This is a genomic window from Sulfitobacter sp. CB2047, from assembly GCF_000735125.2.
In the GTDB taxonomy this organism is placed as follows: domain Bacteria; phylum Pseudomonadota; class Alphaproteobacteria; order Rhodobacterales; family Rhodobacteraceae; genus Sulfitobacter; species Sulfitobacter pontiacus.
This window is the reverse complement of sequence record NZ_CP072614.1, coordinates 68,532-94,209: the sequence shown is the minus strand read 5'-3', so window position 1 is coordinate 94,209 and position 25,678 is coordinate 68,532. Positions and strand designations below refer to the sequence as shown.

The window sequence follows — 25,678 nt, the reverse complement described above, 5'->3', positions numbered from 1 at the left end:
TTACAAACTTTCCAGATAGTGGATCAAAGCATCACGGTCTGCGGGCGGCATGTCAATGACGCGGTTCTTGGCGGGCTCGGCCTCTCCGCCATGCCAAAGCACGGCTTCCAGCAGTGACCGCGCGCGCCCGTCGTGCAGGAATTGCGTGTGTCCCGATACGGTTTCGGTCATGCCAATCCCCCACAACGGCGCGGTGCGCCATTCGGTGCCGGTGGCGCGGGCCTCGGGGCGGTGATCGGCCAAACCTTCGCCCATGTCGTGCAGCAGCATATCGGTATAGGGCCAGATCAGCTGAAAGCTTTGCTCTGGCTGGTCCTTCAGACGATGGGTGACAAAGCTGGGCTGGTGGCAGTCGGCGCAGCCCGTTTCATGGAACACCTGTTTGCCGCGCAGCACCTCGGGTGTGTCCGCGGCACGACGGGCGGGCACGGCAAGGTTGCGGCTGTAGAAGGTGACCAGATCCAGCCCTTCGGCGTCAATCTCGAACCCGCGCACGTCACCGGCCCCATGAGGCGCGTTTACGCAGGCATCCTGAATGGTCGAACAATCGCCAAACGGATCGCCGAAGATCGGGTTAGAGATGCCGATATCGCCCGCAAAGGCCCCCGCGGATTGTTCGCGGATCGTGGGCATCCCGGCCTTGAGCCCGAAACGGCCCAGCATCGGCATATTGTATTCCTGCGACCAGACTATATTGGCGCGGCCCGAAATACCGTCACTATCGGCGTCATTAGGGTCTGCGAGCGCCAGAATATCCGCGGCAGGGATCGCTTCGAGAAGCCCAAGCCCGATCATTTGCGGCGTCACACGGGGCGACAGCATCGCGTCGGGGTGCAGCGGACCATAGCCAAGATCAGCCGCGGTGTATGTCGGTTGCCGCAGGGACACGACCTGCCCGCCCGACAGGGTCACGGGGACTTCGGTATAATCGATCTGCAAGCGGTACTCGGCACTATGCCCCGAGACGGCGAAATCCTGCATCTGCGTGCCGTAGGTGGGTTCGGCGAGCGTGGCCAGATACCCTTCGATCTCTTTGATATTGCCGGCGTCTTCATTGCCCGGAATAGATACGCGCAGAAACATCGAAATCGCGCTGTCGTCGGGGCCCTCGGGCGGGTGGCCGCGCCCGTCCTTGATGTGGCAGCTTTGGCACGACCGCGCGTTGAACAAGGGCCCCAACCCGTCAGAGGCCAGCGTCGACGAAGGCGACGACACCCACAGCTTGCGAAACAGCCCATTGCCCAGCTTGAAGGTCAGCTCGTCCTCGAACGACATATTGCCGGAGGCCTGCGAAAACGCATCGGCGTTCATGCGCGGGCGTACGGTGGCCGCGCCGCCGCTGTTCACCCCGAACGGGCTGGGGGCGTCAAAACTGTCGGGTGGGGCGGTCACATCGGCGATACGGGCCGTCTCATCGGCGGTACGCGGGATGATATCCAGATGGGGTTCATCAAGCGGCCCGGCGTAGACCGGACCGCTCAATAGGGGCAGGGACATCACCAGGGCCTGAGGGATAAAAGACCGGAGGAAATGCATATTCTGCCCTATTTCGATATTAGAAGGGGATCACCAGCGATGCCCCGACAGCGGTAAAGTCGTTGCCGTCTACATCGTAGAAGCCGACGCCACCACCAAGCGACATATCATTCTCGAACGTGTAGTCTACACCCACGGTGATCAAATCGTCGTAACCATTCGCGGTGTTGTCGATGCCGGTGTAGCTGGCAGAGTAGGCCCACGGCCCCTGAACGTAAGAACCGCCCAATGTCGCATAGGTGGAATCCTCGCCCGTGCCTGCGAACCCGTCGAAATAGGCCACTTCGGCGATCAGGTCGAAACCGTTGCCAAAGTCATGCGCCATCCCGATGACGGCCCCTTTTTCGTCGGATACATCGCTGTCACCCGCGGTCAGGAAACGCCCGCCAACCCAATAGGTCGTGTCGCCAACTTCTTGCGTGTACTGTAGCGCCACGTTGTTCAGCTTGCCGGTGTTACCCGCGCCGCCGTCCGCGGTGGTGTTGCGGCCGCGTTTTGTCCCCAGCGAGTCGCTGAACGCCGTGTCATCCGCATAGAACAGCGCAAAGGACAGAACCCCGCCGGAGGCGGCGACGGGCATGTCGAATGTCGCACCGATCACTTCGGACAACTCATAGTCTTCGGCCAGCGACGTGCCGTAGAAACCGGGGGCTGCGTCCCATGCAACAGCGAAGGTCGGGCTTACTTTACCGACGCTCAGCTCGCCTGCGGCCAGATCAAAGCGCAGGCCAAGTTCGTTCACATAAAGACCCAGATCGTCGAACTGACGGGTCTCGGCCGGGTCTGTGACGCTTTCCAGGGTCACTTCACCAAACAGCGTGATGCTGGTCGCGACACCAGCTTCGAAGGCGAGCGAAAGGCTGGCGTAGTTATCGGTCAACTCGCCTGCAGGATCATCGGATGTGACGGTGCTGTCGACGCCGATTTCAAACTCACCGCCCCAGACAAATGCCTGTTCTTGAGCCAAAAGGGGAGTGGCACCGGTCAGCGCCAAAGCGCAACCGGCGAGAGCTAGTTTCTTCATTCTTGTTTACTTTCAGTGGGAGGAGGAACTCATGAAAACGGGGTATTACTCGAACACGGCGCCGGGGCTATCGAGGCTGTCGGAGCCTTCAATCGCCACGTCATCGACGCCGAGTGTGGCAACGACGCGTTCGATGGTCTTGGTCTGTGCGATCAGGGCGTTCACCCCCCCCATGACCAAGGCTTCGCCGCCCTTGTTGCCGCGCGCCATCATCTGGTCATAGGACATGCCCGCTTCGGCAGCGGTCTTGATCTGGCCAAGCTTGCGCATGGTGGTCGACAGGTTCAGCTGCATTTCCGCATCCAGATCAGCGTTTTCGGCAGCGACCAGATCGGACAGGGACGGGCCGGTGACCAGCGTGCCGTCGGTACGCGCATAGGCTCCGAGGTACACGTTCTGGATGCCCAGACCGTCGTAATAGTGGCTGTTGTGCGTGTTGTCCGAGAAGCAGTCATGCTCTTCTTCAGGGTCGTTCAGCATCAGACCAAGGCGCATGCGTTCGCCCGCGAGCTCACCGTAAGACAGCGACCCCATGCCTGTCAGCATCGCCGAGATCGCGCCGTCTTCGTTGTCGGTCAGGTTGGTGCGCGCGGCACCGCCTTCGGCCCATTGTGCAACCATATATTCCAGATCGGTCACGATCAGATCGGCAGCAGCCTTGAGGTACTGACCGCGGCGGTCGCAATTATCATTGGTGCAGTCTTCGCCCGTGGCGTAGTCTGTCCAGTCACGCCCACCGGCCCCGTGTTCCGTGCCGTTCAGATCCTGCCCCCAGAGCAGGAATTCAACCGCGTGGTAGCCCGACGCCACATTGGCTTCGTTCCCGTCGGCTTCGTGCAAGGTTTCGGCAAGGAAGTCGGGGGTGATTGTGCTGGCGTCAACTTCGGTGCCCGACAGTGTGAAGGTCGCGTTCGCGATAACGTTCAACGCGGCGGCGGCGTTTTCATCGGTGGCCCCGCCATATGAGGCATCAACATAGTCGATCAGACCTTCGTCCAGTGGCCAGGCGTTCAGCTTGCCTTCCCAGTCGTCAACGATGGGGTTACCGAAACGGTAGGCTTCGGTCTGCTGGTAGGGGACGCGCGCTGCCAGCCACGCGGTGCGGGCGGCTTGCATCGTGTCGGCGGAGGGCTCTGCGATCAGGGCATCCACGGCGTCGACCAGCGCTTGGGCTGTGATCAGGCTGTCGCCGTAGGCGGCTTCGGCGATGTCGGCGTATGTGTCGATCACCTCGGACTTCTCTACCGCCAAAGCGGGGGAGGCCAAGGTCAATGCAAGCACAGAGGTCATCAAGCTGCGGGTCATACGTTCAGTTCCTTTTGACGGATCGCGCCTGCGGATGCTGTCGACAATTGCGGATCGACGGGCCGCGCCGGAGGCATGGAAATTATGCGCAATACCTGAACAGTATCGCGGGGAAGGTCAACCCGACAATTTTAGTAAGATAACTTTTTTGCCGCTCACGTTTTTGGCATTGCCCAAAAAATACGCGGTGATCCTAGGGGCTTACTATGTAAGGCGTGCGACCTGGGGCAAAGTAGGGTCAGAAGCATTCAACCGATCAACGGCAAATCCTGCTGCGGTCTTGTACTGCGCCATATACTCGGCCCGTTCCTGAGGAGGGATCACGTCGTCGATCTGGTCGAAGGCACCGCCACAACGGTCGTTCACCATGTTCAGCAGCCCGAAAGGACCGGCCCCGCGATTGCGTAGGATCAGCTCTGATATCGGTCCGCAATAAGCGTCGTCAAAACTGCGCAGCGCCGCGGGGGTTACCCCGTCTTGCAGGAAGCGCGCGCACAGATGGCGGGCGTCCATGATCGCCTGGCTCGCGCCGTTCGATCCCGTGGGATACATGGCATGGGCCGCGTCGCCGATCAGGGCAACAGGGCCGTCGACCCATGTGGGGATCGGATCTCGGTCGATCATCGGGTTCTCGTAAATCTCTGTCGCGCCGCGCAGCAGGGCGGGGACATCCAGCCAATCGTAAGTCCAGCCGTCAAAGTGATGTGCAAAGTCCGACAGCTCCGCCGGACGGTACCAACCGCTTTTGCGATCCTCGGTCTCGTCCAGCGTGACTTCGGCGATCCAGTTGATGGTGGCATAGCCCTCGGCATCGGGGGCTGAAATCGGATAGATCACCATGCGCTGGCGGTGGTCGCCAAGCCCGACAAACGAAGACCCCGTGCGCACCGGTTTTGCCCGCGAGGTGCCGCGCCACATCAAAGCACCACCCCAGTGGATCGGCGGCTGATCGGGATGCATCTGCGCACGCACGGCGGAATGTATCCCGTCGGCACCGATCAGCAGGGTGCCCTCGGCACGTGTCTGTGACCCGTCGGCATGGGCGATATGCGCGGTTACGCCACCCGCTGGCCCGTGGGTGTATCCGGTGATCTTGGCGCCAAGCTGCACGGCCTCGGCACCAGCGCGATCCACCAGCGTTTGATACAGCAGCATATGCAGCTGGCCCCGATGCGCGGCATATTGCGGCCAGCGATAGCCTGCGTCGGTGCCGCGCGGCTCTGCGTAAATCTCTTGCCCCTTCTGCCCGACCAGCGCCCATTCCTTTGCGGGCACGCCGATTTCGTCAAGCTGCGCTTGGGTCAACCCCAGATCAAACAGCTCGCGCACGGCATTGGGCTGGATGTTGATCCCCACACCCAGCGGTTTCAAGTTGCGCACCTGTTCATAAACGGTGCAGCGCAGGCCAAGCTGGTGCAGCGAAAGCGCCAGTGCTAGGCCGCCGATACCGCCGCCTGCGATCAGGATGTGGGGTTGGGTCATGGTGCAGTTCCGCTTTCGACTAGGGGCATTTCGTTGCGCGACGAACGTCCTACATCATGGTGCGGAAATCAATGGGATGTCTGGGAAAGCGGGGCACACCCCGCATCGCCGGAGCGCGAGGCGCTGCAACGGCAAATGGCCCGTGGGGGCCGGAAGCGCGAAGGACCGTTTAGGCGGATTCCAACGCGGATTGTTCGGCAATCAACGCTTCGGAGGATTTCAGGAAGTCATCCAGACCAAAGATAATCTCGGTCGGGCAGTTGGCGATCTTGCCCTTGGGGCCATCCAGATGCGCGTCAATCGCAAGCTCGTTGTCGCGCGCCACGGTGCCCAGATCGTCGAACCCCAAAGAACCGGCCGTGCCCGCGATCTGGTGCAGAATGGTACGGGCTTCGGCGAGGTTATCGTTGATCTCTTGCAGCGTGCTGCCTTCCCAGGCGGCAAGCGCGTGCTCGGCCAGCGCACGCTGGCGCTGCTCTAGCATATCGAGGAACCGCGCGCGAATACGCTCGATCCCCGGTAACTCCAGCTTCTTGTGCATCACGCTGTTCTCCCCACATTCCAGAAGTCGTTCTGGACCTTCTGGTAGTTGGCTGTCGCTTCTTCCGCAGAGGCATGCGCCTCTGACAGCGCATCCATGACCGAGGAATTTGTCTTCCACATCAACCGCACCGCCTTGCCGGCGCAAATACGTGGGTTAATGTGTTGACCACGGTTATCGAACAATTCGGTTTTTGCCAGCGAAATGTTGATATTATTCGCCAAAAGCTTGGGATCAGGGCGCCAGCCGCTTTCTGTGATGCATACAAACGTGCCGCCGCCTGCGTAAGACATGAGGAACTGGCACCCTTCCAGCGTATCCGAAATGATCTCTCCGACATCGCTGAGCATGCTGCAGAATTCAAAGTTCGACATGTTTTCGTGGAAGATTTCGACATCGCGGATGTTGAAGGCAAAACAGATCGACCCGAACAGGTCGCTGCGCGACAATTGCTGCACATAGTTCTCAAGCGCCATGAACTCGATCAGGTTGTTCACATCATGGATCGCCATCGGCTCGTGCAATTGCACGGCGCGTTCGGGCCGACCGTCGTGATGGGTAACCGCCTTGGCCGCGAACACTTTGCTCGTGCGGGTTGCCAACCCGTCAACCGCGCGTTCAACCAGCGACAGCCGCGCCTTAAGCTCGGTCATTTCGAACGGCTTGGTCACATAGTCGGTCGCACCGGCAGAGAAGGCGGCGTCGATATAGGATTTTTCGGACATCGCGGTCAGCATCAGGATCGGCGCATCCATATATTGCTTCATCGCACGGATCTGGCTGGCCAGCTGGATACCGTCGGTGACCGGCATCTGAATATCCAGAAGGAAGCTGTCGAACGGGGCGCGGGCGTTGTCCTTGATCGCCTCAAGTGCATCGGCAGCGCATTCGGCAGTGACCAGTGTATGGTCTGTCATGCCTTCAATGAAATGCGACAAAAGCTCTAGGATGATTGGGTCGTCATCTACCGCAAGAATTTTCATTTGTTTGCCTTACTACTTGTCCGTAACAGCTCGGTATGGCTGTTTCTGTTGCTTTCTATCTGATGGCGAAACTTGTCATAATTGGGGCGATCTCGGTTAAATACTTAGGCATTTAGGCTAATTAGATGTTCGTTTGAGCAGTTGAATAGACGAAAGGGACCATTCGATGACGACGGCGCAGAGCAAGAAAAATAAAGCCGATTCAACGATTTTCGGCACAACGCCAGAGGGTGAAAAGATCGTCCGGCATCAGATCAGCGATGGCGGTACGTCGATTTCCGTTTTGTCGTGGGGGGCAACGATTCAAGAGCTTCGCGTCATGGGGGAATCGCATTCGCTGATACTGGGCGGGCGCGACGTGGCTGCCTACCTTGGCAGCATGCAGTACTTTGGCGCGGTGGTCGGTCCGGTCGCCAATCGCATCGCGGGCGCAGAGATGGAGATTGCGGGCATCCGGCATCAGCTTGATCAAAACGAAGCAGGGCGGACCACGCTGCACAGCGGCGTCGCGGGGTATTCCGGCCGGAACTGGCGCTTTACCAATGTCACCCCCACGCGCTGCCGGCTTGAGCTGCACCACCCCGACGGGTTGGGCGGGATTCCCGGGAATATTAACGCCTCTGTTACATACACGATTGATAATGCGGGACATCTAGAGATCGAGATGACGGGCGCGACGGATCAGCCCACCTATTTCAATCCCGCCTTTCATGGCTATTGGAACCTGTCGGGATCGGCGGATCTGTCGGATCACTGCCTGATGGTGCCCGCGACCAGTTACCTTGCTGTGGATGACGCTCAACTCCCGTTAGGCGCGCCCGTCTCGGTAGCGGGCAGCGAATTCGACTATCGCCATGCGCGCGCCATCGGGCCGGTGCTGGATCACAACTTTTGCCTTTCCCAAGGCGGGGACCAGATGGTGCTTGCCTGCCGGTTAAGCACTCAACGGCTACAGTTGGATGTGTTGACAGATCAACCTGGGGTGCAGCTCTATAACGGCGCGCATATTGATACAGGTGCGGATCTGGGCGTGGACGGAGGCGCCTATGGGCCACAGGCAGGGCTCGCGATCGAGCCGCAGTTCTGGCCCGATACCCCGCACCACCCCGAGTATCCCGATTGTTTGCTGCTGCCGGAAAAGCCCGTGCGATACCGATCCCGGTTCGAGCTGCGCCGCATTTGACAGCTTTACCGTGGTAACCTCACGTTTTTTTGGGGCAGGGTCGAATTGACACTTGGTCCAAGATGTATCAGTGCGCTATATAATAAGGTAAACATATTAAAAGCGGACAAGACATGCGTACCAAGATCAACCCTGACAGCTTTGGTTTCCTTATCAGCGACATCGGCAGGCTCAGCCGTGGCGTATTCGAGCGCGAGATCGAAGCCGCCGAGCTTCCTGTGACGGCGGCAGAGGCACGGGTGCTGGCGCATATGGCGCGCTGCGGGGCGACGCGGCAGCATATGCTGGCTGAAAGTCTTGGCATGACGCCGATGAGCCTCACGGGGTTTCTGGACCGTCTGGAAGCGGCAGAGCTGATTGCCCGTACCGCAGACCCGAATGACCGCCGCGCCAAGATCGCGTCCCTGACCCCGCGAGCCAATGACATCCTGTCGCAGATCGCACAGGCCGGTGCACGGGTAGAGACGATCATTTCGGAAGGATTGACGCCAGAGCAGTGGCAGACCTTCCGCGCCACGGCCTTGACCCTGCGACAGAACCTGTCGGCGTCCCGCGGGGCGACGTGCAAATCCGAGGCTGCCGAATGACAACGCCCATTATGTCAGAACGGCGGGTCAGTCTGATCGGCGCGCTTCTGGTGGCCATCGGACCTGTTTCGATGGCCTTGTATACGCCCGCGATGACAGAGCTTGTGCGCGTCTTTGACACCACGGAATCCGCGATCAAGCTGACGCTGACGCTTTATTTCGGGGGCTTCGCCTGTGCGCAGCTGATCGCAGGGCCGCTGTCGGATGCGCTTGGACGGCGGCCGATCACGATTGCCTTTATGGCGCTTTATTGTGTGGCCAGTGTCGCTGCGACCCTGTCGCCCACGGTAGAGGTTCTGATGGGCGCGCGTTTCCTGCAAGGCATCGGTGCCTCCGCGGGGATCGCGATCTCGCGGGCATTGGTGCGGGATCTGTTCACCGATGACCGGTCGTCGCGGATCATGAACCTGATCGGGATTATTCTAGCTCTTGGTCCGGCGCTGGCCCCGACCATCGGGGGGCTGATGCTGCCGGTGTTTGGTTGGCAGTCGATTTTCTTGCTGATGACCGTGATCGGTTTCCTCGTGATCTGGGTCGCGCTTTTTTCCATGAAAGAAACCGTGACCGCAGACCCCTCGCGCCTGAATTTCAAGGCGCTTGGCCGGACCTACAAGGCTTTGCTCAGCAATCCGCAGTTCCTATCCGCCGCTTTGGTGATGGGCGGTGCACTTGGGGCGCTCTATGCGCAGGCGACATTCCTGCCGTTTATCCTGATGGACGAGGTCGGGCTGACGCCTGCGCAATTCGGGGCGTCGATGTTGGCGCAATCGGGCAGCTTCTTTACCGCGTCCTTGTTGGTGCGTCAGCTGATGGGCCGGTTTTCGGCAGACCGGCTGGTCGGGCCGGGGCTGGTGTTTGTGGCCTTGGGCAGTCTGGGGACGTTAACCCTGCTGCTTTGGCCGCCGAGCTTTCTGCATGTGATGGTGCCGGTCGCGACCTATTCTTTCGGGATTGCCTTTGTGATGCCTGCCATGTCCACCGCGGCACTTGCCCCCTTTGGGCGGGCTGCGGGGGCGGCGGCGTCGATGCTGGGCTTTATCCAGATGGGGTCCGGTTTGTTGGTCGGGTCGCTTGGTGCCTTGCTGGGCAATGCGCTTTTGGCTATGGCAACCCTAATCCCGATGATGGGCGCGGTAGCTTGCGTGTCGTTTCTGGTTTATCGCAAGATCCAGCCTCGGCCCGCAGCCGCTGCACCGGCAGAAACCCGTGCCACCTGCGGGCCCAAGGTGACGGCGCCGTCGCCCGTGTCGGCACCGGAAAAATAGGGCAATTTGTCCGCCCCATCCACAGCACCCCGCGGTGGTGCTTTCGATTTGAACTAAAAGACAGGATCGTCAGAATGTACTCCTTGATCTCCGGGCTGCGCTGCGCCGCCCTTGCAACGGCTATTTGTGCGGTGTCTGTCCCCGCAACGGCGCAGCAGGGCGAACGCCCGCCCGCTGCCGTCACCGTCATGACGATGCAGCCGCAGGATGTGCAGCTTGCCACGACCTTGCCCGGACGCGTTGTCGCCTCTGCCGAGGCAGAGGTGCGCCCGCAGGTAGCCGGCATCATCACAGAGCGTCTGTTTGCCGAGGGTGAGCCCGTGGCGGAAGGCGATGTGCTGTTTAAAATTGATCCCATCGTTTACGAGGCCGCTGTCGCGCAGGCGCAGGCATCGGTCGCGCAGGCGCAGGCGCAAGCCAGCTCTGCCGAGCGGGAGGCCAAGCGGCTCGAGGAACTATCCTCGCGCAATGTTGCCAGCGATCAGGCGCTGGATGCGGCGGTAGCGGCACGCGACAGCGCGGCGGCTTCGCTTCAGGCGGCGCAGGCGGGGCTGCGCTCTGCCCAGATCGAGCTGGATCACACGCAGGTCCGCGCCCGTCTATCGGGCGAGATCGGGCGGTCCCTGACCAGCCCCGGTGCCTTGGTGACCAACAGTCAGGCCAGCCCTCTGGCCGTGATCCGCAACATTGATCCGGTCTACGTCGATGTGACGCAATCAGCGGCCGAACTGCTGGATTGGCGGCGCGGCAATGCGGAAAAGCGCCTTGGCGATACCCCGCGCGAGGTCAAGCTGACGCTGGCCGATGGCAGTATCTATGACCAGACCGGTACGCTGACCGCCGCCGAACCCGATGTGGACCAGCAAACCGGTGTCGTCGTGCTGCGGATGGCCTTTGACAACCCCGACCGTCTGCTTCTGCCGGGCATGTATGTGCGCGTTGAAATGCCCACGGGGATCGCGAAAGGTGCCTTCCTTGTCCCGCAAGAAGCCGTAAGCCGCGACCGTCGCGGGCAGCCGCTGGCGATGGTGGTGAACGGCGACAACGTCGTCGAACAGCGCCAGTTGACCGTACTTCAGGACCGTGGATCGGACTGGATCGTGAGCGAGGGGCTATCGGCGGGCGACCGTGTGATCGTGATGGGGCTGCAAAAGGCCGCGCCCGGTGCGACCGTTACTCCGCAAGAGCAAGCCGCCCCAGACGCCAAGTCCGAGGACGCCGCACCGGCACCCGCCGAATAACCAAAAGCCGGAGCGTTTTGCATGGCCCGTTTCTTTATTGACCGCCCCATCTTCGCATGGGTGATTTCGATTTTCATCATGGGTATCGGCGTCTTGTCGATCCTCAACCTACCCGTGGCGCAATACCCGCAGATCGCGCCGCCCTCTGTGGCTGTGCGCGCGTCCTATCCCGGCGCCTCGGCGCAGACGGTGGCCAATACGGTGACGCAGGTGATCGAACAGCAGATGACCGGTCTGGACGGGCTGCGCTATATCTCGTCGTCGTCCACCAGCGAAGGCGGGGCGAGCATTACGCTGACCTTCGAGACCGGCACAGATGTCGATATCGCGCAGGTGCAGGTGCAGAACAAACTCTCGCAAGCCTCTGCCTTGTTGCCGGAACCGGTGCAGCGGCAGGGGATCACGGTGCAAAAATCCTCTGCCGGCTTCTTGATGGTGATCGGGCTGATTGGCGAGAACGGGAAGTATGACGCCACCGACCTTGGCGATTACATGCAATCCAATCTGGTGAACGAGATCAGCCGCGTCGAAGGCGTGGGCAGCGTACAAGTGTTCGGGGCGCAATACGCGATGCGCATCTGGCTTGATCCGGTGAAGCTCGCCGCGTTTGAATTGACCCCGTCCGACATCGTGGCAGCGGTTTCGGCCGAGAACGCGCAGATTTCAGCGGGATCCTTTGGCAGCCGTCCTGCCGTCGAAGGGCAGGCGCTGAACGCCACGATCACCGCGCAATCTCTGCTGACCAGCCCCGAGGATTTCCGCCAGATCGTGCTGCGCGCAGAAACCGACGGCGGGCTGGTGCTGCTGAATGATGTCGCGCGGGTCGAGATCGGGTCGGAAAGCTATGCCACGATCTCGCGCTACAACCGTAATGCGGCGACCGGCATGGCGGTCAGCCTTGCCCCCGGTGCCAACGCGCTGGATACAGCCGCCGCCGTCGAACAGCGGATCGAGGAACTGTCGGCGTTCTTTCCTGAAGGCGTGAGCTATGTCGTGCCCTTCGATACGACGCCTTTCGTGAAAATCTCTATCGAAGAGGTGATCAAGACCCTGATCGAGGCGATCGTGCTGGTCTTTATCGTCATGTATCTGTTCTTGCAGAACATCCGCGCCACCTTGATCCCGACGCTGGCGGTGCCGGTCGTCTTGCTGGGCACCTTTGGCGTGCTCGCGGCCTTTGGCTTTTCGATCAACACGCTGACGATGCTGGGCATGGTGCTGGCGATTGGCCTGCTCGTCGATGACGCGATTGTGGTCGTCGAGAATGTCGAACGGATCATGGAGCAGGAACACATCGGCCCGCTTGAGGCGACGCGCAAGTCGATGGACCAGATCACCGGCGCCCTGATCGGGATCGCGGTGGTTCTGTCGGCGGTCTTTGTGCCGATGGCGTTTTTCCCCGGCTCGACGGGGGTAATCTATAAACAGTTCTCGATCACCATCATCTCGGCGATGACGCTGTCTGTGGTGGTCGCCTTGACCCTGACGCCCGCGCTTTGTGCGTCCCTGCTCAAGCAGGGCAGCCACGAGAAGCGGCGCGGGTTCTTTGGCCTGTTCAACCGCGGTTTTGACAAGACACTTGGTGGGTATACCGGCACGGTCGGCTGGCTCGTGCGGCGTCCGCTGCGGGTCGGGCTGGTCTATCTGGCGATCATCGCGGCGATGGTGTTCTTGTTCATGCGCACGCCTGCAGGCTTCCTGCCGGCCGAGGATCAGGGAACGCTGTTCACGCTGGTGCAGGCCCCCACGGGCGCGACGGCGGAACGCACGCTCGAGGTCATCAAACAGGTCGAGAACTACTATCTGGAAAACGAGGGCGACGTCGTTGAATCCGTCTTCGGCGTGGTGGGTTTCAGCTTTGCGGGCCAAGGGCAGAACCTTGGTCTGGTCTTCGTACGACTGAAAGACTGGGAGCAACGCACAGAGGCGGCGCAAAGCGTGCAGGCGGTGGCGGGGCGGGCCTTTGGTGCCTTCAGCCAGATACAGGACGCGATGGTCTTCCCCATCGTGCCGCCCTCGGTCAGCCAGCTTGGCAACGTGTCGGGGTTTGATTTCTACCTGCAAGGCCGCGGCGGTCAAAGCCACGAACAGCTGCTGGAGGCACGTAACCAGCTTTTGGGGATGGCGGCGCAAAGCCCGCTGATCGCCTCTGCCCGCCCCAGCGGGTTGGAAGATGCGGCGCAGTTCAATCTGGATATCGACTGGCGCCGCGCCGGTGCGATGGGGGTCAGTGCCACGGATGTGGGCAACCTGCTGACCGTCGCGTGGGCGGGTCGCTATGTGAACGACTTTGTCGATGAGGGGCGGATCAAACGGGTCTATGTGCAGGGCGAGGCCGCTGCCCGTGCGACCCCGTCGGATCTTGAGAAATGGCGCGTGCGTAATGATAGCGGGGGGCTGGTGCCCTTCTCTAACTTTGCCGAAGGAAGCTGGGCGTACGGGCCGCAGGGGGTGAACCGCTATAACGGTATCCCCGCGATGCAGATCCAGGGTTCCCCCGCCGAAGGGGTCAGCACAGGCGAGGCGATTGCAGAGCTTGAACGGCTGGTCACCCAGTTGCCCCCCGGCTTCCAGATCGCCTGGACCGGGTTGTCCTTGGAGGAACAGGAATCCGGCAACCAGGCCCCCTTGCTGTACGGTCTGTCCCTGGCGGCGATCTTCTTGGCGCTGGCGGCGCTTTATGAAAGCTGGTCGATCCCCTTTGCCGTGATGCTTGCCATGCCAATCGGCATTTTGGGAACCTTGACAGGTGCCTATCTGGGCGGGTTCGAAAACGGGGTTTTCTTTCAGGTCGGGCTGCTGACCGTGGTGGGTCTGACGGGGAAAAACGCGATCCTGATTGTCGAGTTTGCCCGCGACAGACGGCAAGAGGGCGAAAGCATCTTTGACGCCGCTATCGACGCCGCGCGGCAACGGTTCCGCCCCATCATTATGACCTCTATGGCGTTCTCGCTGGGGGTATTGCCGCTGGTGCTCAGCACCGGTGCGGGCTCCGGTGGACGTACAGCGATTGGGGCCGGTGTGCTGGCCGGTACGATTGCCGCAACCGTTCTGGGGGTTCTTTTCGTGCCGTATTTCTTTGCGATGGTGGCGCGTTTCACCGGCAAGGATCCGGTCAAGGACACCACCGGCTAGGCACCATCGTGCTTTGATGAAGTCAGGACGGAGGCAACCGCGCGTTGCCTCCGTCTTTTGTATTGTGGCACATTGACGCGCCGCGGTTGCGGGCTAGTTCCCTCTGCGAGGGAAGCCCCAACATTCCAAGCCAGCAGCCAACATCCAATAGGAGGAGCCAGCATGATAAACTTTACCCTGAACGGCAAAGAGGTGAGCGTCGACGCGCCCGATGACACGCCCCTCTTGTGGGTGCTGCGCGACGACCTGCGGCTGACCGGCACGAAATTCGGCTGCGGTATCGCGCAATGCGGTGCCTGCACGGTCGAGTTGAACGGCATGACCCGCCGCAGCTGCGTCACACCGCTTTCTATGGTTGAAGGCTCCTATGTGACCACGATCGAAGGTGTCGACGGGCCAGAGGCCAAAGCGGTTCAAGCGGCATGGGAGGCGATCGACGTGCCCCAATGCGGCTGGTGCCAATCCGGTCAGGTGATGAGCGCCACGGCCCTGCTGCGCGAGATCCCGAACCCCACGGACGAGGATATCGACAATGCAATGGCCGGCAACATCTGCCGCTGCGCTACCTATGTCCGTATCCGCGAGGCGATCAAGAACGCCGCCAAAGAGCTGGAGGGGTAAGCCATGACCAATCTTAATCTCTCTCGCCGCGGTTTTCTGTCTACCGCTTCTGCCGGACTGGTGATCGGCGTTGTTCTACCCGAAAAATCGCGCGCCCAGTCCGGTGCCGCGACCGCCTTTGATCCGGCGGCCGATCCGGCCACATTCGCGCCGAACGCCTTTGTGCGTGTCGCCCCCGATGACACGGTGACGGTGCTGATCAAACATATCGAATTCGGGCAAGGGCCGAACACCGGCCTTGCGACCCTCGTGGCCGAGGAACTGGATGCCGACTGGTCGCAGATGCGTGCCGAAAGTGCGCCTGCCAATGACGAACTTTACGCCAATACGCTGTTCGGGTTGCAGGGCACAGGCGGGTCCACCGCGATGGCGAACAGCTATATGCAGATGCGCAAGGCCGGCGCTGCCGCCCGCGCGATGCTGGTTGATGCCGCCGCCGCCGAATGGGGCGTGCCCGCGTCCGAGATCACGATCTCGAAAGGGCGGATATCCCACCCCAACGGGACCGAAGCAGGCTTTGGCGCCTTCGCTGAAAAAGCCGCGACCATGACCGCCCCCGCCGAACCCAAGCTGAAAGAGGCCAAGGATTTTACCCTGATCGGCACCGATGTGCCAAAGCTGGACACCCATGCCAAGACAACCGGTCAGGCCGAATACACGATGGATGTCTACCGCGAGGGGATGGAAACGGTCGTCGTGGCCCACCCCGATAAGATGGGTGCCGTTGTCGCCAGCTTTGACGATACCGACGCGCTGAAGGTGCCGGGTGTCATCGCGGTGCGTGAAATCCCGCAAGGGGTCGCGGTCTATGCCAAGACCACCGGTGCCGCGCTCAAGGGGCGCGAAGCATTGCAGGTGTCATGGGATGACAGCAAAGCCGAAACCCGGTCGAGCGCGCAGATCTATGCGGATTTCTCGCGTGCCGCTGCCGAAGGCGGTCGTGCCGCGGAAGAGGTTGGCGATGCCATGGCGGGGATCGACGGGGCCGCGCAGGTGATCGAGGCAGAGTTCCACTTTCCCTATCTGGCCCATGCCGCGCTTGAACCGCTTGATGCCGTGCTCGAGGTCACGGACGGCAAGGCGGAGCTTTGGATGGGCTCGCAATTCCCGTCGCTCGACAAGCCGACGCTGGCCGCCACCTTGGGGGTCGATCCATCGGATGTGCAGATCAACGTGATGTTCGCGGGCGGCAGCTTTGGCCGCCGCGCGCAGCCCACGGCCCATGTTGCCGCCGAAGTCGCCGAGATCGCGAAAGCCGCGGGTGGGAACGGGTCCTGGAAACTGCTTTGGACGCGCGAGGACGATATGATCGGCGGCTATTATCGCCCGCTGACCGTGCATAAGATGAAGGGCGGTCTGGACGCGGACGGCAATATCGTCGGGTGGCATGACGTGGTGGTGAACCAGTCCATCATGGCCGGTGGTCCGATGGAAGGCATGATGAAAGACGGCATGGACCCCACGTCCTACGAGGGGGCCACCAAGATGCCCTACGACCTGCCCGCGCTGAAGGTGGATTGGGTCCGGCAGGACAGCCCCGTTTCCGTGCTCTGGTGGCGGTCGGTTGGCCATTCGCACACCGGTTACGCGACCGAGGTGTTTCTGGATCAACTGCTTGAAGCAGGGGGCAAAGACCCCGTTCAGGGGCGTCTGGACCTGATGAAAGGCGACGCCGGTCGCGACCGTGGCGTGTTGGAGAAAGTGGCCGCGCTGGCCGGTTGGGACGGCACCAAGGTGAAGGGGGATCGTGCCTACGGCGTTGCTGTGCACGAAAGCTTTAACACCTATGTGGCCCAGATCGTCGAAGTCTCGGATCAGGGCGGCTTTCCCAAGGTGCATAAAATCTGGTGCGCCGTTGACTGTGGCGTCGCCGTGAACCCCAATGTCATCCGCGCCCAGATCGAAGGCGGGGCGGGCTACGGTTTGGGATCGGTGCTGTTTGACGAGGTCACCCTTGGCGAAGGCGGCACCATAATGGAACGCAACTTTGACACCTACCGCATGCTGCGCATCAACGAGATGCCCCAGGTAGAGGTCGCTATCGTGCAAAGCGATAATGACCCCACCGGTATCGGCGAGCCGGGCTTGCCGCCCGTCGGTCCGGCCGTTGCGAACGCGTGGCGTGCCCTGACGGGGCAAGCTGTCACCAAACTGCCCTTTACCAAATCTGTAGGAGTGTAAGTCATGAAAAATACGCTGAACATCATGGCCATCACTGCGCTGATGGCGGGCCCTGTCATGGCAGAGACCGTCAACGGTCTGCGCACGGTTGACGAATTTGACGCGATCGAGGGGGAGGCAGAACGCTCCACCGCGCTTTTCGAGGAAATGATGGTGGTGATCGGGCATCCACGCTGCCTGAATTGCCACCCCGTCGATAACTCCCCACGCCAAGGGATGGATATGCAGATGCACGAACCCCCCGTGGTACGTGGAGAGGCGGACTTTGGCGCGCCCGGCATGCGCTGCAACACCTGTCATGGCGAACAGAACTTTACCTTTGCCGCAGGGGGCGGGTCGATCCCGGGGCATACTCCTTGGCAGCTGGCCCCGATTGAAATGGGGTGGATCGGCAAATCCGCTGCCGAAATCTGTGCCCAGATCAAGGACGAGGAACGCAATGGCGGTAAGACGCTGGAAGAGCTGCACGAGCATAACGCCGAAGACGGTCTGGTCGGCTGGGGTTGGCATCCGGGCGAGGGCCGCGAGCCCGCACCCGGCAGTCAGGAGATTTTTGGCGAGCTGACCAAGGCCTGGATCGAGACGGGTGCCGCCTGCCCCGCGGGGTAACCGAGGTGACGAAACAGCAAAGGGCCGCGCAGGGATGCGCGGCCCTTTGTCTTTGCGCTGGTGTGGGGGGTTAGTCTTTGAACACCGCCAGCCCCAACCATTCGGCGACCATCGCGGGTGTCTCGACGCCCTCGATCTCGATCGTTAGCAGGTTCTCGCGCAGCATATCGGTGGCGTTGCGCGCCGTCACCTTTTGCAGCGTGAACCGCCCGCGCAGCCGCGACCCCGCCTTGACCGGGGTCAGGAACCGCAGCTTGTTCATGCCATAGTTGATGCCCATCACCTGTCCGGGCATCATGTTAAAGCAATCATAGGCAAAGCGGCTCGCCAGCGACAAGGTCAGGAACCCATGCGCAATCGTTCCGCCAAAAGGCGTTTCCGCAGCGGCGCGTTCGGGGTCGATGTGAATCCACTGCATGTCGTGGGTGGTTTTGGCAAATTGGTCGATCATCTCTTGATCCACCGTGATCCAGTCAGAGACCCCGACCTCGGTCCCGATCAGCGTTTCACTATGGGCAAGTGCCTCTTTCAATGCAGACATGGGATACTCCTTCAGGATGGGTCCGCGGCAACACGCACCATGCGCTTGCCCTTGTTCTCACCGGCCAGCAGGCCGATCAACGCCTGTGGCGCGTTTTCCAATCCGTCGACGATGTCCTCGGTCACCTTGATCTGTCCCGCGTCGACCCAAGTCTGCAACGCGCGCAGCGCCTTGGCGTCGTTCTGGGTCCAGTCCATCACGATAAAGCCTTCCATCCGCAGACGTTTGACCACGACCAGACCGGGCAGGTTGCGCGGACCGGTGGGGGTTTCGGTGTCATATTGGCTGACAGCACCACAGCAGACGATGCGGCCCTTTTCGTTCATCGCGAACAACGCGGCCTCAAGCACGGTGCCGCCAACGTTGTCGAAATAGACATCCACCCCGTCGGGGCAGGCAACACGCAGGGCTTTGGACATGCCAGGGGCGCGGTAGTCGATGCAGGCGTCAAAGCCCAATTCCTCCGTCACCCATTTGCATTTCTCCGCTCCGCCCGCGATGCCCACGACCCGACAGCCAAGCGCCTTGGCGATCTGGCCGACATAGCCGCCGACCGATCCTGCGGCGGCCGACACCAGCACGGTTTCACCCGCAACCGGTTGCCCGACAGAGATCAGCCCGTGATAGGCGGTTTTGCCCGCGATGCCGTAAACGGACATCAGGTTCGACAGCTGCGGCACCTTTGGCAATTTCTCGCATTTGCGCGCATCGGCGACGACAAAGTTCGACCACGTTGCCTCTGACGCGACGATATCGCCAACGGCCAGACGGTCGCTGTTGCTCTCGACGACCTCGCAGATGGCATAGGTCGGCATGGCGTCACCGGCGTTGACCGCCGCACGGTAGGTCGCGCCTTTCATCCATGACCGGTTGGCCGCGTCGATGGACATCAGGATCACCTTGAGCAGCACCTGACCGTCGCCTGCCACGGGCATATCCGCGGTGGTCTGTTTGAAATGCGCAGGCGTCAGCGAATCGCTGGGCAGCTCTGCGATGACAATCTGTGTGTTGGTCATTTTGAACGTCCTATCTGCTTATTGAACATCCAACACCACTTTGCCCTGCACCTTACGGTCCTGCATCAGGTTGAGAGCGTCAGCGGCTTTTTCCAGCGGATAGCGGGCAGAGATGCGCGGCTTGATCTGGCCACCCGCATACATACGGAACAGATCGGCCATGTTTTCGGCATGTACCTTGGGTTCACGGGCCGTATGCGCGCCCCAGAAAACACCCATGATCTGCGAGCCCTTAAGCAGCGTCAGGTTCAACGGGATCTTGGGAATACCGGCAGGGAAGCCCACGACCAGATAGCGGCCTTTCCACGCCAGCGCGCGTACGGCGGGTTCGGCATAGGCGCCGCCTACGGCGTCATACACCACATCGACACCCTCACCGCCCGACAGCTTCTTGATCTCGTCCGAGAAGGCTTTCTGCGTCGCACGGTCATCCATGTCACGGCTATAGACGATCGTCTCGTCCGCGCCCAGATCACGGCAGAACTGCGCCTTGTCTTCCGACGATACGGCAGCGATCACACGGGCACCGGCGGCTTTCGCCAGTTCGATCGCGGCGACGCCAACGCCGCCCGCAGCGCCCATGATCAGCAAGGATTCGCCGGGCTGGATTTCGGCGCGGTTTTTCAGCGCGTGATGGGAGGTGCCATAGGTCAGCACCAGACATGACGCTTCGTCATATGGCATCGCATCGGGGATCTTCAGCACCCGTTCCGCGTCCACAATGATGTCTGTCGCAAAGCCGCCAAAGCCGGTCATCGCCAGCACCCGGTCGCCCACAGCAACGTTGGAAACGCCCTCTCCCACGGCGTCCACATCGCCTGAAACCTCGCCACCCGGCGCGAAGGGGCGGGGCGGCTTCATTTGGTAAAGATCCTTGATAATCAAGGTGTCAGGGAAGTTCAGCCCCGCTGCGCGGATGCGAATACGCACCTGACCTTTCTTCGGTTCAGGCTGTGGCATCTCTGTCAGTTCCAGCGTTTCGGGGCCGCCGGGGGCAGTGCTAAGCATGGCTTTCATCGGGTCATTCCTCCTCTAGATTTGCAAAGCAATAGGCGCGTTCAGAAACTGTCTTGTCAATCGAATTTCGAAATGCAATTTTGCAGTGCGGAATTGGAGTTCGCAAAACGAGGGGGGAGAAAAGATGCAGTCCGAACAGGAACTGGAGGGTTTCCGCGCGGAGCTGCGCGATTGGCTGGAGGCAAACTGCCCGGCCGAAATGCGCGGCGGTGAGCCGAGTGAAGCATCGATATGCTGGGGTGGCAAGAATTTTGAGTTCGAATCCGACGCGCAGCGCGTCTGGATGGAGCGCGCCGCGTCCAAGGGCTATACCGTGCCCACATGGCCCGTCGAATACGGCGGGGCGGGGATGAACCGCGCACAGGAAAAGATCTTCAAAGAAGAGATGGACCGGATCGAGGCGCGCAACCCGTTGCAAAGCTTTGGCATCTGGATGCTTGGGCCCGCCTTGCTTCACTTTGGCACGCATGAACAGAAACTGCATTATTTGCCCCCGATCGCCCGCGGTGAAATCCGCTGGTGTCAGGGCTATTCCGAGCCGGGGGCCGGGTCGGATCTGGCCAGTGTCCAGACCAAAGGCGAGGACAAGGGCGATCATTGGCTGGTAAACGGTCAGAAGATCTGGACCTCTTACGCCGACAAAGCCGACTGGATTTTCGCGCTGATCCGTACGGATCGTGACGCGCCCAAGCACAAGGGTATCTCCTTTCTGCTGATCGATATGGAAGACGCAGGCGTCGAGACCCGCCCGATCAAGCTGATCTCCGGCGCGTCGGTCTTCTGCGAGACGTTCTTTACCAACGTGAAGGTGCCCAAGGACCGGATCGTCGGCGAAGAGAACCGCGGTTGGGACGTGGCGAAATACCTGCTGACCCACGAGCGCGAGATGATCTCGGGCGGGGGGCAGGGTCTGTCGGGCGGTCGTGCGCTTGGGGCGGTGCTGAATGAATCTCTGGCCGAGGGGCAAGAGATGGACACCGTGCTGCGTGCCGATGCGATGCGCTGCGAGGTGGACGCGCTTGCCATTGGCCTCACGCTGGAACGCTACAAGGATCAGGCCGAGGCCGGTACCGGCGCGGGGGATGCGTCGGCGATGCTGAAATACATGGGCACAGAGCTGAACATGCAGCGTCACGAGTTGCTGATGGCCGCGGGTGGCAGCGACGCGCTGGAATGGGACGGGCCTTTGGGCAACCGTCCGGCGGACTGGCTGCGGACTAAGGCCAATTCAATCGAAGGCGGCACGAGCGAGGTGATGCTGAGCATTATCTCCCGCCGCGTGCTTGGGCTTCCGGGGTAAGATCATGGTAAAACTAGTATTAACAGAAGACGAAACCATGCTGGCCGACGCGGCGCGCGGTTTCCTTGATAAATCCGCCCCCGTCAAAGCGTTCCGCGACTTGCGCGATGCCGGGCAGACCCATGACGCGAAGATGTGGAAAGAGATGGCCGCGATGGGATGGGCCGGTGTGCTGGTCCCTGAAAGTGCGGGTGGCGTTGATATGGGCCATGCCGCTGCGGGTATTCTGGCGCAGGAAATGGGCAAGACGCTGGCCGTCAGCCCCTTTCTGTCGACGGCAGTGATCGCGGCGACAGCCCTGCGCCACGTCAGCGATGCGCGCGCCGAGGCCGCGCTGGCCAAGATTGCCAGCGGCGACGCGACCTATGCGTTGGCGGTGGATGAGACATCGAAGTTCAACCCGGATGCCACGGCAATGACCGCCACGGCGGAAGGCAATGGTTTTCGCCTGACGGGCAAGAAGACCTTTGTCGTCGATGGCGCCTTGGCGGACCGTTTGCTGGTGCTGGCCAAGACAGACAACGGGCTGACCCTGTTCGACATTCCCGCTGACCGCGCAGGCATCACACGCAACGCGCAGAACATGATCGACGCACGCGATTCCGCGCGGATCGATTTTGATAACGTCGAAGCAACGGGCGACGATGTGTTGGGTCAGGTCGATGACGCCATGACCGTGCTGAAACCCGCGATCGAGGCAGGGCAGGCCGCCCTCGCCGCCGAGATGGCGGGCGTTGCTGCGGGCGCCTTTGGCATGACCGTCGGCTACCTGAAAGAACGCAAGCAGTTCGGCACGTTGATCGGCACCTTCCAAGCCTTGCAACACCGCGCCGCCCATCTGTGGTGCGAGACGGAAGTCACCGCCTCTGCCGTGTTGCACGCAGGGCGCAAGCTGGACGAAGACCCCGACAATGCGACAATGGCCGTGTCGCTCGCCAAGGCCCGTGCGACATCGACCGCCAAGCTGGCGGTGATCGAAGGGGTCCAGATGCATGGCGGGATCGGCATGACGGACGCCTTTGACATCGGTTTTTACATGAAGCGCGCCCGTGTGGGGGCAGAATGGCTCGGGGACTACGGCTATCACGCTGCCCAGGTCGCCAAGCACAGAGGATTCTAAGGCATGGATATTCAAACACTTTTCGGCCTAGAGGGTAAAACCGCGCTGGTCACGGGCGGGGCGACCGGGATTGGCCGTATGGCCGCCGAGGCGCTGGTGCGTGCCGGTGCCCGCGTGTTGATCGCCAGCCGCAAGGGCGAGGCCTGCGAGGCCGTGGCGAAAGAACTGAATGCGCTCGGGGCCTCTGGCTCTGCCGAGGGGTTCGCAGGCGATGTCGGCACCGAGGAAGGTGTCGACGCAATGGTCGCTGCCGTGAAGGACCGCACCGAGAGCCTTGATATCCTGATGAACAACGCGGGCATCACCTGGGGCGCGCCTTTGGGTGATTTCCCGTTCAAGGCCTGGGGCAAGGTCATGGACGTGAACGTCGCGGGTCTGTTCGATCTGACGCAAAAACTGCTGCCGCTGCTCAAGGCGAACGCGACAATCGACGATCCGGCGCGGGTGGTGAACGTCGGATCGGTGATGGGCGAACGCGAAATGGGCGATGGCGCCTATAGCTACTCAGCCTCGAAGGCCGCGGTGATCCACCTGAGCAAGATCCTCGCCAAGGAACTGGCAGGTGACGCGATCACCGTGAACGCCTTGGCCCCCGGACCCTTCGTGTCGCGGATGACCGCCTTTGCGACCCACGACGAGGATATGCGCAACAAGGTGGGCGAAGACGTCCCCCTGCGCCGCGTCGGCACCGATACGGATATCGCGGGCTGCATGTTGTTCCTTTGTGGCAAGGGTGGTGCCTATATCACCGGCGCGATTGTCCCCGTCAGCGGCGGCATCAATGTGATGAGCGGGCCGAACATCTTTGAACAAGCACTGCACTAAGGGGCAATGATGGATATTCGTTTTGACAACCGCGTCGCTATTGTCACCGGCGCGGGCACGGGCCTAGGGCGTAGCCATGTGCTTGGCCTCGCGGCACGCGGTGCAAAGGTTATGGTCAATGATCTGGGCGTGACAACCGACGGGCAGGGGTCTTCGTCGGCAGCCGCCGAAGCAGTCGCGCAGGAAATCCGCGACGCAGGCGGCGAGGCGATGGCGCATGGCTGTGATGTCTCGGACGAGGCCGGTGTCAAGGATATGGTCACGCAGGTCATGGACGCCTGGGGTCGCATCGACATTCTGGTGAACAACGCAGGCATCCTGCGGGACAAGACGTTTTCCAAGATGGAGATGTCTGATTTCCGCAAGGTCGTCGACGTGCATCTGATCGGGTCTGCGAATGTGACCCATGCCTGCTGGCCGATCATGCGCGAACAGAAATACGGGCGCATTGTGCTGACCTCCTCGGCTTCGGGGCTGTATGGCAACTTTGGTCAATCCAACTACGGTGCGGCCAAAGCGGCGATGATGGGGCTGATGAACGTGCTGCATCTGGAAGGCGCGCGCGACAATATCCGCGTCAACACGCTGGCCCCCACAGCGGCCACGCGGATGACCGCCGATCTGCTGCCCGAACAGGCGCAGGCACTGCTGGCCCCCGAAACGATCACCCCCGGCCTGCTGTACCTCGTCAGCGAGGACGGCCCCAGCCGTGTGATCCTTGGGGCAGGGGCGGGTGGCTTTGCCCAGACCCGTATTTACGAAACGGAAGGCGTGACCTTGACCGGCGACGAGAATACCCCCGAAGGTGTCGCATCCGCTTTCGACAAAATCACCGACGCAGGCGGCCAGCAAGAGCTGACCGATGCCTTTAGTCAAACGAAGAAATACGCGCTCAATGCAGCCAAGGCCCAGGGTCTTGATCTGGATTGGGGCTAACAGACGAACTTTCAAAGGGAGATCACCATGCGTGACGCAGTAATCGTATCCACCGCCCGTACCCCGATCGGCAAAGCCTATCGCGGTGCGTTCAACGCCACCACACCACAGGCGCTTGCCGCCCACGCCATCGAGAACGCCGTGAAGCGCGCGGGTCTTGACGGGTCGGAAATCTCTGACTGTGTCATCGGGTCCGCCTTGCAGCAGGGGCATCAGGCGGGCAACATCGCGCGTCAGGCCGCCATCCGCGCAGGCCTGCCCGTGACCGTTGCAGGCATGTCGCTGGACCGTCAGTGCGCATCCGGCATGATGGCAATCGCCACCGCGGCCAAACAGGTGATCACCGACGGGATGGACATTGTCATCGGCGGCGGTGTCGACAGCATCTCCCTCGTGCAAACGCCAGAGATGCGCGTCAGCGCCGACCCATGGCTCAAGCAGAACAAGCCCGAAATCTACATGACCATGCTGGAAACAGCCGAAAACGTGGCAGAGCGCTATAACGTGAGCCGCGAAGCGCAGGATGAATACGCGGCGCGCAGCCAAGAGCTGACGCACCAAGCGCAACAGGCCGGCCGCTTTGACGACGAGATCGTCGCAATGACCACCACGATGATGGTTCAGGACAAAGAGACCAAAGAGATTTCCAAGCACGAAGTCACCTTGGAAAAAGACGAGGGCAACCGCCCCGGCACCACGGCGGAAAGCCTTGCCGGTCTGAAGCCCGTGTTCAAAGACGGCATCCACCTGCCCGAAGGCAAGTTCATCACCGCAGGCAACGCCTCGCAACTGTCCGATGGTGCCTCCGCGGCTGTGGTCATGGAAGCGAAAGAAGCCGAACGTCGCGGCCTTCAGCCACTGGGTCGCTACGTTGGCGTGATGGCCGCAGGCTGCGAGCCCGATGAGATGGGTATCGGCCCGATCTATGCGGTGCCAAAGCTGCTGGAAGCGCACGGGCTCAAGATCGAAGACATCGGCCTGTGGGAACTGAACGAAGCCTTTGCCTGTCAGGTGATCGCATCGCGCGACAAGCTGGGCATCCCGGACGAGCTGTTGAACGTGGACGGCGGCGCGATCTCTATCGGTCACCCCTACGGTATGTCCGGCGCGCGCATGGTTGGCCACGCGCTGATCGAAGGCAAGCGTCGCGGTGCCAAATACGTTGTCTGCACCATGTGTGTTGGCGGCGGCATGGGTGCTGCTGGCCTCTTTGAGGTTCTGTAAACCATC

General features: G+C 61.3%; 22 protein-coding genes. 13 read left to right on the top strand and 9 right to left on the bottom strand.

Translation table 11 applies throughout. The features are described from left to right. The 6 genes from IV89_RS16575 to IV89_RS16550 form a co-directional block, all read right to left on the bottom strand. Positions 1–1,497, bottom strand: a complete 1,497-nt coding sequence (locus IV89_RS16575; RefSeq protein WP_051843842.1) for a di-heme oxidoredictase family protein — start codon at positions 1,495–1,497, stop codon at positions 1–3. Between the two features lie 58 nt (positions 1,498–1,555). Continuing rightward, complete coding sequence (locus tag IV89_RS16570; protein WP_005849086.1) at positions 1,556–2,560, bottom strand: hypothetical protein; 1,005 nt, start codon at positions 2,558–2,560, stop codon at positions 1,556–1,558. Positions 2,561–2,605: 45 nt separating this feature from the next. Continuing rightward, positions 2,606–3,865 (bottom strand): imelysin family protein, encoded by a 1,260-nt coding sequence (locus IV89_RS16565; protein WP_037942083.1) that lies wholly within the window; start codon positions 3,863–3,865, stop codon positions 2,606–2,608. Between the two features lie 204 nt (positions 3,866–4,069). Beyond that, positions 4,070–5,347 carry a flavin-dependent oxidoreductase gene (locus tag IV89_RS16560; RefSeq protein ID WP_037942086.1) on the bottom strand — a complete coding sequence of 426 codons (1,278 nt, stop codon included), beginning with the start codon at positions 5,345–5,347 and terminating at the stop codon, positions 4,070–4,072. Between the two features lie 169 nt (positions 5,348–5,516). Beyond that, positions 5,517–5,888, bottom strand: a complete 372-nt coding sequence (locus IV89_RS16555; RefSeq protein ID WP_005849092.1) for an Hpt domain-containing protein — start codon at positions 5,886–5,888, stop codon at positions 5,517–5,519. After that, complete coding sequence (locus IV89_RS16550) at positions 5,888–6,871, bottom strand: response regulator (RefSeq protein ID WP_037942088.1); 984 nt, start codon at positions 6,869–6,871, stop codon at positions 5,888–5,890. The genes IV89_RS16555 and IV89_RS16550 overlap by 1 nt, the downstream gene beginning before the upstream one ends. A 166-nt stretch (positions 6,872–7,037) precedes the next feature. Here IV89_RS16550 and IV89_RS16545 point away from each other — a divergent pair, with 166 nt between their 5' ends. The 8 genes from IV89_RS16545 (at position 7,038) to IV89_RS16510 (ending at position 17,693) form a co-directional block, all read left to right on the top strand. Then, complete coding sequence (locus tag IV89_RS16545; protein ID WP_037942091.1) at positions 7,038–8,054, top strand: aldose epimerase family protein; 1,017 nt, start codon at positions 7,038–7,040, stop codon at positions 8,052–8,054. A 113-nt stretch (positions 8,055–8,167) separates the two neighbouring features. Beyond that, a complete protein-coding gene (locus IV89_RS16540; RefSeq protein ID WP_005849095.1) occupies positions 8,168–8,641 on the top strand; it encodes a MarR family transcriptional regulator in 474 nt (157 codons plus the stop codon). Next, positions 8,638–9,906, top strand: coding sequence for a multidrug effflux MFS transporter (locus tag IV89_RS16535; RefSeq protein ID WP_064216649.1), 1,269 nt, complete (start codon positions 8,638–8,640; stop codon positions 9,904–9,906). Before IV89_RS16540 ends, IV89_RS16535 begins: the two co-directional genes overlap by 4 nt. Positions 9,907–9,980: 74 nt before the next feature. Continuing rightward, the gene (locus IV89_RS16530) at positions 9,981–11,147 is read left to right on the top strand and encodes an efflux RND transporter periplasmic adaptor subunit (protein WP_037941872.1); all 1,167 of its coding nucleotides are present in this window, start codon (positions 9,981–9,983) and stop codon (positions 11,145–11,147) included. A 21-nt stretch (positions 11,148–11,168) separates the two neighbouring features. After that, positions 11,169–14,282 (top strand): efflux RND transporter permease subunit, encoded by a 3,114-nt coding sequence (locus IV89_RS16525; RefSeq protein ID WP_037941874.1) that lies wholly within the window; start codon positions 11,169–11,171, stop codon positions 14,280–14,282. A 162-nt stretch (positions 14,283–14,444) separates the two neighbouring features. Then, on the top strand, positions 14,445–14,903 hold the full coding sequence (locus tag IV89_RS16520) for a (2Fe-2S)-binding protein (protein ID WP_009824309.1): 459 nt from the start codon (positions 14,445–14,447) through the stop codon (positions 14,901–14,903). Positions 14,904–14,906: 3 nt separating this feature from the next. Further along, positions 14,907–17,084: a xanthine dehydrogenase family protein molybdopterin-binding subunit gene (locus IV89_RS16515; RefSeq protein WP_037941876.1), complete on the top strand. Its 2,178-nt coding sequence runs from the start codon at positions 14,907–14,909 to the stop codon at positions 17,082–17,084. Positions 17,085–17,087: 3 nt separating this feature from the next. Further along, the gene (locus tag IV89_RS16510; RefSeq protein WP_005849102.1) at positions 17,088–17,693 is read left to right on the top strand and encodes a hypothetical protein; all 606 of its coding nucleotides are present in this window, start codon (positions 17,088–17,090) and stop codon (positions 17,691–17,693) included. 70 nt (positions 17,694–17,763) lie between these two features. On the opposite strand, the gene IV89_RS16505 is transcribed toward IV89_RS16510, so the two are convergent. From IV89_RS16505 to IV89_RS16495, 3 genes are read right to left on the bottom strand one after another with little or no spacing between them, the layout of a single operon-like run. After that, positions 17,764–18,234 (bottom strand): MaoC family dehydratase, encoded by a 471-nt coding sequence (locus IV89_RS16505; protein WP_005849103.1) that lies wholly within the window; start codon positions 18,232–18,234, stop codon positions 17,764–17,766. An 11-nt stretch (positions 18,235–18,245) separates the two neighbouring features. Then, a complete protein-coding gene (locus IV89_RS16500; RefSeq protein ID WP_037941878.1) occupies positions 18,246–19,250 on the bottom strand; it encodes an NADP-dependent oxidoreductase in 1,005 nt (334 codons plus the stop codon). Between the two features lie 18 nt (positions 19,251–19,268). Then, on the bottom strand, positions 19,269–20,267 hold the full coding sequence (locus IV89_RS16495; RefSeq protein ID WP_037941879.1) for an NADPH:quinone oxidoreductase family protein: 999 nt from the start codon (positions 20,265–20,267) through the stop codon (positions 19,269–19,271). A 124-nt stretch (positions 20,268–20,391) separates the two neighbouring features. Here IV89_RS16495 and IV89_RS16490 point away from each other — a divergent pair, with 124 nt between their 5' ends. Genes IV89_RS16490 through IV89_RS16470 form a run of 5 tightly spaced genes read left to right on the top strand, consistent with a single transcriptional unit; the run spans position 20,392 to position 25,672 of the window. Beyond that, entirely contained in the window at positions 20,392–21,567 is a 1,176-nt protein-coding gene (locus IV89_RS16490; protein WP_005849108.1) for an acyl-CoA dehydrogenase family protein, read from the top strand. A 4-nt stretch (positions 21,568–21,571) separates the two neighbouring features. Further along, positions 21,572–22,687 (top strand): acyl-CoA dehydrogenase family protein, encoded by a 1,116-nt coding sequence (locus IV89_RS16485; protein ID WP_235183695.1) that lies wholly within the window; start codon positions 21,572–21,574, stop codon positions 22,685–22,687. A gap of 3 nt (positions 22,688–22,690) precedes the next feature. Next, positions 22,691–23,512 (top strand): SDR family oxidoreductase, encoded by an 822-nt coding sequence (locus tag IV89_RS16480; RefSeq protein WP_009824304.1) that lies wholly within the window; start codon positions 22,691–22,693, stop codon positions 23,510–23,512. Between the two features lie 9 nt (positions 23,513–23,521). Then, positions 23,522–24,448, top strand: coding sequence for an SDR family NAD(P)-dependent oxidoreductase (locus tag IV89_RS16475; protein WP_037941885.1), 927 nt, complete (start codon positions 23,522–23,524; stop codon positions 24,446–24,448). A gap of 27 nt (positions 24,449–24,475) precedes the next feature. Next, complete coding sequence (locus IV89_RS16470) at positions 24,476–25,672, top strand: acetyl-CoA C-acyltransferase (RefSeq protein WP_005848837.1); 1,197 nt, start codon at positions 24,476–24,478, stop codon at positions 25,670–25,672. Positions 25,673–25,678 lie beyond the last annotated feature (6 nt).

Excerpts from the sequence above, each read along its gene's own strand:
- IV89_RS16575 (WP_051843842.1), bottom strand. The coding sequence starts at position 1,497 with ATGTCCCTGCCCCTATTGAGCGGTCCGGTCTACGCCGGGCCGCTTGAT.
- IV89_RS16570 (WP_005849086.1), bottom strand. The coding sequence starts at position 2,560 with ATGAAGAAACTAGCTCTCGCCGGTTGCGCTTTGGCGCTGACCGGTGCC.
- IV89_RS16565 (WP_037942083.1), bottom strand. The coding sequence starts at position 3,865 with ATGACCCGCAGCTTGATGACCTCTGTGCTTGCATTGACCTTGGCCTCC.
- IV89_RS16560 (WP_037942086.1), bottom strand. The coding sequence starts at position 5,347 with ATGACCCAACCCCACATCCTGATCGCAGGCGGCGGTATCGGCGGCCTA.
- IV89_RS16555 (WP_005849092.1), bottom strand. The coding sequence starts at position 5,888 with ATGCACAAGAAGCTGGAGTTACCGGGGATCGAGCGTATTCGCGCGCGG.
- IV89_RS16550 (WP_037942088.1), bottom strand. The coding sequence starts at position 6,871 with ATGAAAATTCTTGCGGTAGATGACGACCCAATCATCCTAGAGCTTTTG.
- IV89_RS16545 (WP_037942091.1), top strand. The coding sequence starts at position 7,038 with ATGACGACGGCGCAGAGCAAGAAAAATAAAGCCGATTCAACGATTTTC.
- IV89_RS16540 (WP_005849095.1), top strand. The coding sequence starts at position 8,168 with ATGCGTACCAAGATCAACCCTGACAGCTTTGGTTTCCTTATCAGCGAC.
- IV89_RS16535 (WP_064216649.1), top strand. The coding sequence starts at position 8,638 with ATGACAACGCCCATTATGTCAGAACGGCGGGTCAGTCTGATCGGCGCG.
- IV89_RS16530 (WP_037941872.1), top strand. The coding sequence starts at position 9,981 with ATGTACTCCTTGATCTCCGGGCTGCGCTGCGCCGCCCTTGCAACGGCT.
- IV89_RS16525 (WP_037941874.1), top strand. The coding sequence starts at position 11,169 with ATGGCCCGTTTCTTTATTGACCGCCCCATCTTCGCATGGGTGATTTCG.
- IV89_RS16520 (WP_009824309.1), top strand. The coding sequence starts at position 14,445 with ATGATAAACTTTACCCTGAACGGCAAAGAGGTGAGCGTCGACGCGCCC.
- IV89_RS16515 (WP_037941876.1), top strand. The coding sequence starts at position 14,907 with ATGACCAATCTTAATCTCTCTCGCCGCGGTTTTCTGTCTACCGCTTCT.
- IV89_RS16510 (WP_005849102.1), top strand. The coding sequence starts at position 17,088 with ATGAAAAATACGCTGAACATCATGGCCATCACTGCGCTGATGGCGGGC.
- IV89_RS16505 (WP_005849103.1), bottom strand. The coding sequence starts at position 18,234 with ATGTCTGCATTGAAAGAGGCACTTGCCCATAGTGAAACGCTGATCGGG.
- IV89_RS16500 (WP_037941878.1), bottom strand. The coding sequence starts at position 19,250 with ATGACCAACACACAGATTGTCATCGCAGAGCTGCCCAGCGATTCGCTG.
- IV89_RS16495 (WP_037941879.1), bottom strand. The coding sequence starts at position 20,267 with ATGAAAGCCATGCTTAGCACTGCCCCCGGCGGCCCCGAAACGCTGGAA.
- IV89_RS16490 (WP_005849108.1), top strand. The coding sequence starts at position 20,392 with ATGCAGTCCGAACAGGAACTGGAGGGTTTCCGCGCGGAGCTGCGCGAT.
- IV89_RS16485 (WP_235183695.1), top strand. The coding sequence starts at position 21,572 with ATGGTAAAACTAGTATTAACAGAAGACGAAACCATGCTGGCCGACGCG.
- IV89_RS16480 (WP_009824304.1), top strand. The coding sequence starts at position 22,691 with ATGGATATTCAAACACTTTTCGGCCTAGAGGGTAAAACCGCGCTGGTC.
- IV89_RS16475 (WP_037941885.1), top strand. The coding sequence starts at position 23,522 with ATGGATATTCGTTTTGACAACCGCGTCGCTATTGTCACCGGCGCGGGC.
- IV89_RS16470 (WP_005848837.1), top strand. The coding sequence starts at position 24,476 with ATGCGTGACGCAGTAATCGTATCCACCGCCCGTACCCCGATCGGCAAA.